Consider the following 13,525-nt stretch of genomic DNA (forward strand, 5'->3'; position numbering starts at 1 on the left):
GAGGCGGACTAAAATTCGTCGAGTGAATGGGTACGCAACACCCCGAGGGCTTTGGTTGTGTTCGACACAGTCAGTACGACAATCGCACGTTTGCCTTCCCGCGACGGGGTACAATAGCCGCACTTCACATTGATGCGCGCCCTGGTGAGCGAATCGGCCACCTGCTTCAAGGCGCCGGGTTTATTCTCCAGACTCAAAATCAGGGCGGTCTCTTCGCGGAACTTGATCTTAGATTTTCTGAGCGCAATACGAGCCGCGTCCACATCTGCCACGATCAACCGCAGCTTCCCGAGTCCGGTGACCTCGGGTGCAGAGAAGGCCTTGATGTTGACTCCCGCAGCCCCCAGCACGGCCGCTACTTCAGCCAGCACCCCGGGCTTACTCTGTCCACTCACCACAAATTGCGTCGTTGTCGGCATGGGCTCCTCTCCCTCTGCTGAGTCAGTTCGTCTCGAATGTTAGCGACTGTATCCATACAGCCACTTCGCGCTGGTGCCGCCGATGTTTCTGACGGTATGGGACATTCCGGCCGGAATGAGGATTTCCTCGCCCGGTTCGGGTCTGAAACACCGGCCCCCGAACTCCAGTTCCAACCGGCCCTCGACCGGCATCACCAGTTCGTCGGTCGTGTGGCGGTAATCCTCCCACACTTGACCGGGCGGATCAACCCAAAGATCACAACTGAAGCCCCTCGCCTGCCATTGCTTGGCGACTGCCTGCTGATCGACCGTGGCCCGATTCCTTTCCTTCGGCAGCGAGTCGAAGCTGTTACACAAGAGCTTTCCAGCCTCTTCGCTGTGCGACGGATGATAAAGCAAATCCTGTGGCGCGGCGAGTCTGCCGCCCGCCAAGATCCCAACAGGAGCGCCATCGTTCGCTTCGTCTTGCTGACAGCAGACCGTTTCCACCGTAGCACTCACTAGAGCGCCCTTCAGCCATAGACTGATCGGTCTGTCCCCTGACACATACGCATCAAGGCGCGGCTGCAATGTGCCCCGTTCATGCTCACATGGAGCCTTTTCGGCAATGGTCTATACTTTGAGGAGCAGGGCAACTCCATGTACAATGCCCGGGCAGGCCGCAATACGGACGCGTACGGCCCCCAGTCGACTCAGGAGGCAGCATGATGAAGGTTAGTCGGTCGCTCGGCCTGGTACTCATTTCCATTCTGATCACTGCCTGTAGCTACTTCCAGAACCGCGAAGCGGCGTATCTTGATTCTGCCAAGGGCTGGGCCACTCAGGCCCAGGTACGGGAGAAACTAGGCGCTCCAAAGGCCATTCAACAGGCTGATGGAGGAACGACGGTGTGGGTCTATGAATTGCGGGAGCAACAGTCCGGGAACCGGCTGACCGCTCCGGGAACATGGTGCGAACGATATCTCGTTACCTTCGACGACAAAGCCGTGCTGCAGAAATGGAGGCAGGTGTCCCATTTCCATGGCGGTGAACTGATGCCGCAGGAATGCATGCCGGGAACGGAGCCCTAGAGACCGAGGAAATGCGCAACAAGCAATAAGAAGCCCCGGGGGGCTCCCCGCCAACAGGCTGCGATGATGTCGATGAGCGAAGTACCGTGATGAGACGTAGAAAAGAAGTGGGGCTGGCAGTAGAAGAGGACGGGTGTTGCGTAGAGAAATAGACGAAGCGGCTTACTGCAGAGTTCCAGATGATGGCTCAGAAAATGTCAGGAAACGGCGGCGATCTCGGACAGACCCGGTCAGACGGACACGCGAACGCGCGCGGAACGGTGCCCGTCTATTCCGAAATACACCGGGCAGCGCAGATGGCACATGAGTACCTTCAGGATAATTACGAGAAAGGAGGTGGACGGGTGGACACAGATTCGGCTACCCCAACCTCACTCATCAGGGCCCCACATCCATAGCCACCCCTTGTTCCGCCATGGCCGTCGAAATGTTCGCGCTACCAATCTTCACCTGGGCCTCAGACATACCAAGCGTGATGCCTTCAGGTCTGATCTCGAACCCATCCCAGGGAATACGAGCCACGTGGCCTGTCTGAATCACCACCACATCGGCAAAATTAATCTGCCGGGTGACTAAATCCAGAATCAAGCGCCGAATCAGCCCCCATTCCTCTCCCGCCCGATTGTGGACAATCCAATGATCGCTTCCCATACACGTCCCTCCTTCCGCTTGACCTCGCGATTTACGTATGACCAGATACTTCTCATGGAAACACGGCACACTCGATGTACGAGTGGAGCCTCCTCAGGCACTCCCCTTCAAGCGGCCGCGCGTCGTAGGGACTTGCGGCTGCGCATATTCATAGACGTAGGACGGGAGCGACTGACTCCCGACTGCATTGAGCACCACGTGAAGCGGCTTGCGGCTTCGCAGTGAGCTCACGGCCCGTTTCACCACGTCATGGGGCGTAGAGTTGGCCCGGACCACGAGCAACAAAATATCGGAATGCCCGGCCAGCACATTCATGGTGGCTTGAGGAAGGATAGGCGGGGTGTTCAAAATGATATAGTCGAAGCGGTTCCGCAGCCGATCGAATAGGGCCGCCAGTCGATCCGTCCGCAGCAATTCCGATGAATTGACCACCGGATTTCCCACCGGCATGATCCAACAGGGCACCTCGCCGAAACCAGCTACACATTCATCGATCTCAAGGTCGCCGGCCAGATAGTCGGCCATGCCCCCCTTGGGATGGCCTTCCATAAAGTTGTGAAGTCCAGGGCATTTCAGGTCGCAGTCTACGAGTAGCACCCGTTTCCCCAAATCGCGCGCCAATGTGTATCCGAGATTGATGACCGTTGTTGTCTTTCCCTCACCTTTCACGGCACTGCTGACCGCCACAACCGTCGATTGCTTTTCCGCTCCCAGAAGAAATAATCGTGTAGCGGCCACGCGATACTGCTCCGAGACGATCGCATTGGGCATCCATTTGACGACAAAACTACGATCGAATAAGTGATCGTTCGATCCATTGTTCCCGATCTCCCCGGCCGGTAGCGGCACGAGGCCGGGCGTCGGCTGGATCGATTTGGCCCCGCGTCCGAAGTGATACGTCGGAAAGAAGCGTCTCCAGTTCGAATAGGCATAGTCCAAGGAAAAATCGGGAATGGCGGCCAACAGCTGCGGGCCGAATACCGACTCGACATCCTCCGGCCGTCGGAACTGAGGGTTCAGCTGTTCGAGGAGCACCGCCAGTCCGACTCCCATGGCACAACCCATGAGCAAACCGAGCATCAACACACGTGGCTGATTCGGCCGTTCGGGGACCCGTGGGAACTTCGGTCGTTCCAAGATTTTCAGCTGCGCGCCCTTCTGCCGCTTTTCCAGGTTCTCCGCAACAGACGCATGCAGCCGTTTGTCCAACAGCGATTGATAGCTCCCTTTGAGATTCTCATAATCCCGCATGAGCGTAAGCAGGCCTTGTTCGATCGCTGGGGCGGTCTCGACACGGCTGTCATAGTTCTTCTTCTCAGCCCGAAGCGTCTGCTGCCGCTGTTTGAGCAACCCCAGCTCGCTCCCTAATTCACTTCGTTGTTTCTTCAGGTCCTGATAGTAGGGATCTTTCGTTTGCTCATTCGATCCCGCGGAATCCGGACCATATTGGCGATGCAGCTTCTGCTCAAGCTGGTTGATCTCCTCTTTCGTCAGGGCAACCTCGGGATACCCGTCCCAGAATTCAGATTCCAGCTGCGTCAGTTTATTTTTCAAGTCATTCAGGCGGGCGAACGACGGATTGGGCTGGACCGGGCCATTGACCAGCGCAGGAATCGTGACACCGAACTCGAGGTACTTCTGAAGCGCATTCTCCACCATCACGAGCCGGTCCGATTGACGATGGATACTTTCGCTCACCAGATTGAGATCATCATGTAAGCGATCGAGCGCGCGCAGATTGGCCTCAATCTGCTGCGGAAGCTGGCCGACATGTTGCGATTTAAACTGGCTGATTTCTTCCTCTTTCCTGTCGAGCTGCACTCGCGTCCGGCTCACTTCGTTATCAAGAAACTCAGTGGTCCCTTCTGCCGCTTTCGTACGATCCTTGAGATCCTCGTCAATGAGCATGGCCGAGATCTTCGAGATGACATTCATGGCCGTAGCCGGATCCTCATGAGCGAAGGAGACCGTGAAAGCGCCGATCATGTTCTGGCCGGGCATATTGCCCTTGCTGACGGTTGTCACCTCCAGCGCGGCATTCATTTGGAGTACCGCCCATTCCGGGCCGAATTCCTCCACTTGCGCCGGATAGAGATTCAACTCCTTGCGAATTGCGTCGAGGCGCATGCGGTCGCGCACTTGAGTTTCAATGACAAAAATGCGGCGGTCGAAATTACTGTTACCCTCAGCGTTTGACTGCACGTAACTTTCAGGCACCTTCTGATCCTCAAGCAGGATCAACGTATCCGAGCGATACACTTTCGTAGCCACCTTGGAGTAGATGAACGCGGCCCCCAAAGAAAGCACAATTGCGCCGAGAAGGATCCATTTGCGGCGCAACACCATGCCCCAATACTCATGGACCAGGTTTGCTGCGGAATTACCATTCTGCGCCACACTAGTAGTTTGACCCATAGCCTCCACCTTACCTCTTACGCTCAACATACGGATAACGATGCTTGATGCCGCCGAACCCGAATCCTACCCTCGAATGCGCAGAACCATCCACGCGCTCCTCAACCCAGTGAGCGGCTTAGGTTACGGATGAGGCGCCGAAATGGCCGCCTCGTCCTCAATCCACTCGGTGCCTAACAGACCCACATCTTCGACCTTGTCCGGAGGGCGAAACTCCGGAACGAGTTCGCGCAACCGTTCGATCGCCTTGGCAGAGTTGTTCAAGTAGGCCGCTGCTTCTATGGCCATCATCATGCCGGCAACCTTGCTCACATCTGTTCCGCTCAGCCGACGAATCCGCAAAATCTTGCCCAGGGAAGACCGCTCCGCTATTTCTTCCGTACCGACCAACTCTTCATACAGCTTTTCACCCGGCCGTAATCCGACAAAACGGATCGGAATCTCCCGCCCCGGCACAAACCCGGACAAACGGATGAGATTCCTCGCGAGGTCCAGCACCTTAATCTGCTCGCCCATATCGAGAACGTAGGTGGCCCCCTGTTCACCCAAGGTCGCAGCCTCCAAAACTAGGTGAACGGCTTCGGGAATCAACATAAAGAAACGGCGGATGTCGGGATGGGTGACGGTCACGGGACCACCTGCCCGGATCTGTTCTTGAAACCGCAGCAACACGCTACCGTTGCTACCCAGCACGTTTCCGAACCGGACGGTCAGGAACCGTGTCGCGCTACGATCGGCCATGTCCTGCACAATCAGCTCAGCCGCACGTTTCGTGGCTCCCATCACGCTGGTGGGATTCACGGCTTTGTCCGTCGAAATCAGGACAAATCGTTCCACCCCGCAACGATCTGCGGTTTCTGCGGCGATCCGCGTCCCAAGACAGTTATTCTTCAGCGCTTCCGATGGGTTGAGTTCCACAAGCGGGACATGTTTGTGGGCAGCCGCATGGAATACGATGCAGGGCCGATACCGGGTCATCGTTTCCATAAGGCGGCGTCGGTCTGTCACGTCACCAAGTACGGGGTGGATCAGCGAAGACAACCCCTGATCCTCCAACTCCTTGGCGATGGTATACAGACTGTTCTCATGCCGTTCATAGAGGACCACGGATTCGGGTCGCATGGCGGCGATCTGGCGCGACAGTTCGGAGCCGATCGAACCACCGGCGCCGGTAATCAGCACCCGCCGGCCCGCAATCATATCGACCATAGCGTCGGTCTCCAATTGCACCGGCGCCCGGGCTAATAGGTCCTCCACGGCCACGTTTCTGATTTGACTCACCACACTTCGATCACCCAACAACTCCTGCATACTCGGCAACATCTTCACCGAGACTTTAAAGGGGCCGATGGCCGACATGATCTGCCGCAAGACGTCAGGGGTCACGTGCGGAAGAGCCAGCACGACCTCATCCGGCCTTTCGGCTGAGAGAATCGGAGCCAACTCCCCGCGTGCGCCAAGCACCTTGACCCCATGAATTCTCTTGTGGCGAAGGGGAGCACGATCGTCGATAAATCCGATCGGCTGGTAGCGGGAGGTCGGACTCTGTCTCATTTCTCGCACGATTCGTTCGCCCCGGTCACCGGCACCGATAATAAGGACGGTTTTTTTCGGGCGATAAATCACCACCTCGCGCAGCATCCGCCTGGGGAGTCGCACACCGGCGACAAATCCGATAAGCAGCATCGCATCGACAATAAAAATCGAGCGCGGGTATCCGGTCACCCCCATACCCCAGCGTGTCCATCCATAGAGAACCACCGTGCTGGTGATCACCCCGATGACGATGTTCTGCACATCCCAGAGGCTGGTGTATCTCCAGAGCCCTTCGTTGAGGCGAAACATGAAAAAGGCTGCGGTGCGAATCATCACCAGCCATGGCAACACAAGGAGAAAGGTTCCCCACTCCGCATCCGGGATCCGCCCATCGAACCGCAGCCAGAATGCCAGGTAGTTGGCCAAGATCATCAGGCCGATTTCGAGCAACATAATCAGGGGGCGCCGCCATTTCAACACAAAGGCGATCACTCGCGGACCAATGTCGGATGCCTGCGAAGGTCGCGTCACCTGGAGATCCGGCAAATCACACACCAGCAGCGGGATCTTCAACAGACAGAGCAGCGTCTGGGCAACGATCGCCAAATCCAATAGGGTCGATGCATGCTGAACATAAAACTTCGCCAGTTTGATTTTTTCAGGCAGGATGACCATCACGTATTCTTCGACGGGATTGGCGGCAGCAGCAAGAACGGCCGCCTCGTCGATGTACTTCAGGGACGCAAGATCGGTCAGCCCGGGACGCACGGAGAGAATCTCTGCGTACGCATCCGAAAACATATCAACATACCGAGCGACTTCCGGCCTGGGACCAACCAGGCTCATATCCCCAAACAGAATGTTCAGCAATTGAGGCAATTCATCCAGCTTGGTACGTCGCAGAACACTGCCGACCCTGGTCACCCTCGCGTCCTGCCCGACCGTGATCGGCCCTCCCAAGGCCTCGGCACCCGCAACCATCGTGCGGAATTTATAGATAAAAAACGGCCGAAAGTTCCGACCGATACGTCTTTGCGTAAAAAAGACGGGGCCCGGCGACTCAAGCTTGATCAGAACTGCGGCGATCAGCCACAGCGGCCCACTCACCGTGAGGGCGAGTAGAGCGACAACGACATCGACGGCACGCTTTATCATCTCCGATTCCCTTTCACAATATCCCTCACCACCGTGATGACACGCTGAATATCGGCCTCCGTCATCTTCGGGTACAGAGGTAAAGACACGATTCGTTCAAAAGCGGCCTGCGCCGTCGGAAAATCACTCGGTTGATACCCATACGTCTCTCGATAGTAGGGATGCAGGTGGAGCGGAATGAAATGCACGCTGCACCCAATCCCCGCCTGCTGTAACTGCGCAATGAACTCGTTTCGGTCGATGCGCAGGGCTTCGAGATTCAATCGGATCACATAGAGATGCCAGGCATGCTGGACATGAGCGGCCGCAGAAGGACAGAGAATTTCCGGCACATCATGAAAACCGTCGCGATAGAGCGCGGCCAGACGATCACGCGATTTCCAGAATCGATCGCATTTGGCCAACTGCGCCAACCCCAACGCGGCGGCAATATCCGTCAGGTTGTATTTGAAACCCGGAGAGAGGATCTCGTAATACCACGACCCCTGGGCCGTATAGCGACTCCATGCATCGCGACTGAGTCCATGCAGACTCATGATCCGGACACGGGCGGCAAGGGCTGAATCATCCGTGGTCACCATGCCACCCTCTCCCGTCGTGATGTTCTTCGTGGCATAGAACGAAAAGCAGGTCAGTTCCGACAGACTCCCGATCATCTTCCCCCGGTACCGCGCGGGGAGCGCATGCGCGGCATCCTCGATGACGGCAAGATTGTGTGCGCGGGCAATCGCCTGAATCCGACTCATTTCGCAAGGATGCCCCGCGAAGTGAACCGGCACGATCGCTTTCGTTCGCGGGGTAATCGCCCGTTCGATGCAGTCCGGAGAAATGTTCAGCGTATCGGGCGTGCAATCCACCAGGATCGGCTTCGCCTTCAGATAAGCCACCACTTCGGCAGTAGCCGCAAAGGTCATCGTCGGTACGATCACTTCGTCCCCTTCGCGAACCCCGATGGCTTCCAATGCCAGATGTAAGGCAGCCGTGCAGGAATTCACCGCAATCGCATGCCGGGCGCCGACCATCGCAGCGAACTCGTTCTCAAATTGTTTGGCCTTGGTGCCGGTCGTCAGCCATCCGGACCGGAGGACCTGGACAACTTCGCTGACTTCCTCTTCCCCGATATCAGGCATATGAAAGGGCAGAAATTCGGACATGAGTAGGTCTCCTTCAACAACTGACGATGCGCTGATACGAACACATATGACCCGATAGATTCCGGATCAAGATTTCCAAGACCTGAATGATAGTGGTGTGTGGTGAATCGCCGGAGAGGCCCTACCACTCAATTCAATCAGAGGCGATCGAAAAAGAACGAAGCCCAGAAGACGGACACCAGAATCGTGCCTGCGCCAACCATGAGCAAAAAGAGACTCAGCGGTGTGGACATAGTCAGCAGGTACAGACCATCGAGCACGACGAGAACGCCCAAGGCGCTACTCACGGCACAGAGCCTTGCCGAAGCGACAGACTTGATTTGATAGTAGAGACTGCTCAAAAGCCCCAGGGGAAATACCATGGCGGAGTACAGCGACCATTCGAGCGAGTCACCCGTATAACCTGCGACGATCCGGCGTAGAGACTCGCGGGGTTGTAAGCGCACTCGCGCCCGCTCGATGCCGTCGACGTACATCGTTTCTGTTCCCTCGCGGTACGTCGCCACGATGTGCTGGGTCGCACGGGTCAAGGGCGCATCACTGGTTGATAACGCAGGATTGGCACCGTTGTATCCTGAAATCGGGGTGCGCAGACGAAAGACGACATCCTTGGATTGTTGCCCGAGCGTGAAGTTACGCACGTCTGTATTTTTTGAAAACGAAACAATTCTGGCCGGCCCGGTCTGCGCCAAATCTGCCGGAGTCACCCACGCCTCAACCGACAACTCCTTGTCGGCAAGCAGCCCGCCGCCAACCACTTGGTCTGGTGCGAGACGGGACGCAATCACCGTATCCGCACTGAGGGTGAGCCCATTGGGAAACACCCACGCAGTGCGCGACAGATCCTGGATATACAGATCCGTGGAGGGCCCCTTCGCAGCCCGATCATGAACGATGGCTCCGGCCTGCTCGGAAAAGTCGTAGTAGAGAACCAGTCCCTGTTTCGTTCGCCTCTCCTGAGAATCAACCAGAGGCCCCAAGGAAAAATGGGTTGTGATTTCATCGGACGGCAACGCACGATCGTACACCGCGACCAAATGGAAGGTCCCCAGCCAGGGTCGATTCATGGTCCCTTCGTTCCCGAGCAAGAGTCGGTAGGTCGGATTCCAGTTACTGAAATCACTCGCCAACGGAAACGGCCATGCAGTGAAGAAAGCCAACAAGAGGACGTATCCCGCCACTATCCATCCCAGCCATGCAGTCGCGTAACAGGTCTTGGCCCAGACCTCGCCAGAGGCGTGATAGGCCGTGTTCGCAAGCACCCCCAGTACGCCGCCCGCCATGCCACCCACGGTGTTACAGACAATATCCACGAAGGACGGGGCACGTGTGAACAAGAGCTGGGCCAGTTCCACTCCGGAACTCAGTGCGGCCGCCCCGATGAAGGCAAGGAGCAGCCTGATAAACCAGGGTCGCCGGGACATCCCCGGCAACAGGACCATCAAGCCCCCGCATGGAATGAAAAAAACAACGTTGCTCCAAACATCCCACGAAGTGACGTTGGAAAATCCAGACCAGCCCTCGAAATGATCGACAAATAGCTCGGTAATTGAAGCGGCATGGGGAAGCGACCACGTAAAGGGTGCTAGCCCGAATATCACGACATACACGAGATACAGTCCCAACAGCGTCATGACCACTCGGTCGCGCCGCCAGACTATTGTTCCCGCGCCGCTTCGAGCCAACGCAGGGCAACACCGGCGACTGAGAGACTGACATGATGTGACACTCCTGAACAGACGCAAGGCTCTCTCGTTACCTCCCTTGCAGGGACCGCGAGCCTGACAGGCCAACAACCGTCGGTTCGGAGAAACCATGATCGAGAATTCGGGCAACCGCTTGAGATGCTTCGCCCCTCCGCCAGGGCCACTCGCCCGACCGGCCTGGACCGGCGGTCAGGACGGCGTTCACGATGGACTCCGGATGAGTCCCCACCAGACGATTCCATCCGCGCTCGACGGTCTCGACCCACTCGGTCTCCTCCCGAAGCGTGATACAAGGCACCCCGAGCCAATACGCTTCCTTTTGTATGCCGCCCGAGTCCGTCACAATCGCCTGAGCCATGGATTCCAAACGGACCATGTCCAGATAGGACACCGGATCAATCAGCAGCAGCCGGTCGGAATGCTCACAGGCAATGGACCCCAGTTGCTTGCGAGTCCTCGGGTGAACGGGAAACACAACGGGCAGCCCGGTATCGACCAGGGTACGAAGCGCGGTCATGATCTGCGCCAATTGCGGCAACCGATCGGTATTGTCTGCGCGATGCACGGTCGCCAACAGATACTGCCGAGGCGTGAGGCCCAACCGCTCGAGTATCGTCGAGGCGCCCTGCGCACGATCAGCGGTATCCAGCAGTGCGTCATACATGACGTCGCCGACCAGATGCACGCCGGCGGTGACCCCCTCCCGTCGAAGGTTTTCGACGGCTGTGTCGGTCGGGCACAGCAGCAACGCAGAGAGTTGATCGGTCACCACCCGGTTGATTTCCTCCGGCATTCTGCGGTTGAAACTCCGGAGTCCCGCTTCCACGTGCACCACCGGCACATGAAGCTTTGACGCAGCCAGGGCCCCGGCAAGAGTCGAATTGGTATCACCATAAACCAGCACGGCGTCCGGCGCTTCCTTCTCTAGAATCTGCTCAATGCCGGTCAGCATCGCTCCGGTCTGCTGTCCATGCGGCCCGGAGCCCACGCCGAGCTGGTATTGCGGAGCGGGAATGCCGAGCTCACGAAAGAAGACGCCGCTCATGGCATCGTCATAATGTTGTCCCGTATGCACCAGCACCTCATCGGCCACTGCGCGCAACTCACGAGACACGGGCGCACACTTGATGAATTGCGGACGTGCGCCGATGATCGAGACGACTTTCATTGCGCAAGTCCCTCGCGCACGGTCTGAGCCACATAATGCTGTTGATCTTCATTCAACTCAGGATAGATCGGAAGCGCCACCAACTCTCGACAAGCGCGCTCGGCCTCAGGATAGTCCCCTTCCTTGTATCCCAGGCTCTGAAGGCATTCCTGCCGGTGGAGCGGGACCGGATAGTAGATCTCCGTGCCGATGCCCTTGGCTTTGAGATAGTCACGTAGCGCATCCCGTTTAGGCACACCGATCACAAACTGGTTGTATATGTGGTAGTGCCGAACCCCCTGCTGCTTGTAGACCGCCTGCGGGAGGCGTATGCCGAACTCCGATTCGACGTTGAGGGATCGGAACAGCGATTCGTAGAGATCGGCATGGTGCTGGCGGAGGGCCGTCCAGCGATCCAAATAGGGTAACTTGACGTTCAATACGGCAGCCTGGATCGTGTCGAGCCTGAAATTTCCGCCGAGAATACGATGGTAGTACTTGGGCTTTCCGCCCTGGACGCGGAGTACCCGCAGGCGCTCAGCGAGGTGCTCGTCATTGGTCACGATCATACCGCCGTCACCCAGTCCGCCCAGGTTCTTGCTTGGGAAAAACGAGAAACACCCCATCGTCCCCATGCTCCCCGCCCTGCGTCCATCGCCATACTCCGCCCCGATGGCTTGTGCCGCATCCTCCACCACCGCCAGATTGTGCGCTAAAGCCACCTGAAGAATCGGTGTCATATCGGCGCACTGACCATAGAGATGCACCGGAATGATGGCCTTGGTACGCGGAGTGACGGCGGCGGCAATCTGCCTCGCATCAAGGTTGTAGGTGATGGGATCGATGTCGACGAAAACCGGCGTGGCTCCGACGCGAACGATCGCACCCACCGTGGCGAAAAATGAGAGCGGCGTGGTGATGACTTCGTCGCCGGGTTTGAGATCCAATGCCATGAGTGCCGCCACCAGCGCATCGGTTCCCGAAGACACGCCGATGGCGTATCGGGTGCCGGAATAGGCTGCGACCTTCTCTTCCAGTTCGCTCACCTCACGGCCCAGAATAAAGTTGTTCTGGTCGAGTACCCGTTCCATGGCGGCCAGCAGGTCTTTCCGAATCGGTTCATGTTGAGCTTTCAGGTCGAGCAGTGGCACGTTCATACAGCAACTCCTTGATTGGGGGACATACCCTCACCGGATGACAGGACCGGCCTCGCATAGGAACAGCGCATAACTTGGAACAACGACGGGCGCTACATCGCCGCAGTGAGCAGCGGGAGCGTCGTTCTCTGAGCGACTGCCGTGGCATGGTCGCGCATCGTGACGACGCGGAAGGTGTCACTCAGTGCGGCAAGCAACGCATCGATCATGTCCAGCTTTTCAGCCAGCGGCAATTTCATGCCGGGGAAAAACTCGACTCCCGTCGATTCATGACTGCCTAAAAAATCCAACGGGTGGAGCAACAAGGATGGTTCGACACCGGCGAGCCGACAGAGTTGTAAGGACGTGCGAAAATATTGCTCGGCCAACATCCGGGAATAGAGACTCAGATACACCACATAGCTAAAGTGAATCGGGACCCGAAAAAAGGGCATCGTCGTCACGGGAATTTCAATGAGGCCTTGCCCGCCCACATCCCACCGATAGGGCTGAATCCTCCTGAACCCGTCACGCAATCCGCCGAAAATCGTGCTCCGACAGTCGGCTTCTTCCCGGGTGAAGGCACTGGACATAAAGAAATACGCGCGCGCCAGGGGACCGATGAACGTGGGCAGCGTGGAGGCATCATAGAGATATCCCCGTCTGGCCAGTTCGGTGACCGTGGTTTCCGACAGGCTGTAACCGGGCCCCCGGAACCCGATCGGTCGTTGCCCCGTCGCCCGTTCGATGTGCTCCTCAGCCATCGATAGTTCACGAGCCATGCCGGCTTCATCGTACCGGTGCAGCCAGGGATCGTGATGAAACGAATGGCTCCCGATCTCATGCCCTGCCGCGGCAATGGCCCTGAACTGGTCCTGGTTTCTTTCTAGCGCGGCATCCTGCCCGACGAGAAAAAATGTGGCCTTGAGGTCATGCCCGTCGAGGTGGGCGAGAATTCGAGGCACTACCACATCGAGGTACGACGGCAGCGTTTTCCAAGCAGGATTGCCGTGGGTCTTCATATAGGCCCACTTATCGTCCAGGTCGCAGGAAAGACTTGCGATTGGCTTGCTCATTGCTTCCTTTTTGATTTTCACGGAAGATGACTCAGACATGACAGGCATCTTCATATGATC

11 protein-coding genes are annotated in these 13,525 nt (G+C 57.3%); 1 reads left to right on the plus strand and 10 read right to left on the minus strand.

Features of this window, described 5'->3' with window-relative positions; translation table 11 throughout:
• Positions 1 to 8: 8 nt before the first annotated feature.
• Together V9G17_02150 and V9G17_02155 are read right to left on the minus strand one after the other, a co-directional pair.
• A complete protein-coding gene (locus tag V9G17_02150) occupies positions 9 to 419 on the minus strand; it encodes a hypothetical protein (protein MEI2751378.1) in 411 nt (136 codons plus the stop codon).
• A gap of 39 nt (positions 420 to 458) precedes the next feature.
• Complete coding sequence (locus V9G17_02155; protein MEI2751379.1) at positions 459 to 920, minus strand: cupin domain-containing protein; 462 nt, start codon at positions 918 to 920, stop codon at positions 459 to 461.
• 203 nt (positions 921 to 1,123) lie between these two features.
• Between V9G17_02155 and V9G17_02160 the strand changes: the two genes are divergently transcribed.
• Complete coding sequence (locus tag V9G17_02160) at positions 1,124 to 1,489, plus strand: hypothetical protein (GenBank protein ID MEI2751380.1); 366 nt, start codon at positions 1,124 to 1,126, stop codon at positions 1,487 to 1,489.
• A gap of 378 nt (positions 1,490 to 1,867) precedes the next feature.
• Here V9G17_02160 and V9G17_02165 read toward each other — a convergent pair whose 3' ends face one another.
• The 8 genes from V9G17_02165 to V9G17_02200 all read right to left on the minus strand — a co-directional run bounded on the left by V9G17_02165 (position 1,868) and on the right by V9G17_02200 (position 13,465).
• A complete protein-coding gene (locus V9G17_02165) occupies positions 1,868 to 2,140 on the minus strand; it encodes a hypothetical protein (GenBank protein MEI2751381.1) in 273 nt (90 codons plus the stop codon).
• Between the two features lie 93 nt (positions 2,141 to 2,233).
• A complete protein-coding gene (locus tag V9G17_02170) occupies positions 2,234 to 4,555 on the minus strand; it encodes an AAA family ATPase (GenBank protein ID MEI2751382.1) in 2,322 nt (773 codons plus the stop codon).
• A 123-nt stretch (positions 4,556 to 4,678) separates the two neighbouring features.
• Positions 4,679 to 7,246: an SDR family NAD(P)-dependent oxidoreductase gene (locus V9G17_02175; protein MEI2751383.1), complete on the minus strand. Its 2,568-nt coding sequence runs from the start codon at positions 7,244 to 7,246 to the stop codon at positions 4,679 to 4,681.
• Positions 7,243 to 8,400, minus strand: coding sequence for a DegT/DnrJ/EryC1/StrS family aminotransferase (locus tag V9G17_02180; protein ID MEI2751384.1), 1,158 nt, complete (start codon positions 8,398 to 8,400; stop codon positions 7,243 to 7,245). Before V9G17_02180 ends, V9G17_02175 begins: the two co-directional genes overlap by 4 nt.
• 137 nt (positions 8,401 to 8,537) lie before the next feature.
• Positions 8,538 to 10,034: a VanZ family protein gene (locus V9G17_02185; GenBank protein MEI2751385.1), complete on the minus strand. Its 1,497-nt coding sequence runs from the start codon at positions 10,032 to 10,034 to the stop codon at positions 8,538 to 8,540.
• 121 nt (positions 10,035 to 10,155) lie between these two features.
• A complete protein-coding gene (gene wecB / locus V9G17_02190; GenBank protein ID MEI2751386.1) occupies positions 10,156 to 11,274 on the minus strand; it encodes a UDP-N-acetylglucosamine 2-epimerase (non-hydrolyzing) in 1,119 nt (372 codons plus the stop codon).
• On the minus strand, positions 11,271 to 12,410 hold the full coding sequence (locus V9G17_02195) for a DegT/DnrJ/EryC1/StrS family aminotransferase (GenBank protein MEI2751387.1): 1,140 nt from the start codon (positions 12,408 to 12,410) through the stop codon (positions 11,271 to 11,273). The genes wecB and V9G17_02195 overlap by 4 nt, the downstream gene beginning before the upstream one ends.
• A gap of 92 nt (positions 12,411 to 12,502) precedes the next feature.
• Positions 12,503 to 13,465, minus strand: a complete 963-nt coding sequence (locus V9G17_02200; protein MEI2751388.1) for a polysaccharide deacetylase family protein — start codon at positions 13,463 to 13,465, stop codon at positions 12,503 to 12,505.
• Positions 13,466 to 13,525: the final 60 nt, after the last annotated feature.

Origin of the sequence: Nitrospira sp., assembly GCA_037045225.1 — a bacterium.
Taxonomy (GTDB): Bacteria; Nitrospirota; Nitrospiria; order Nitrospirales; family Nitrospiraceae; genus Nitrospira_A.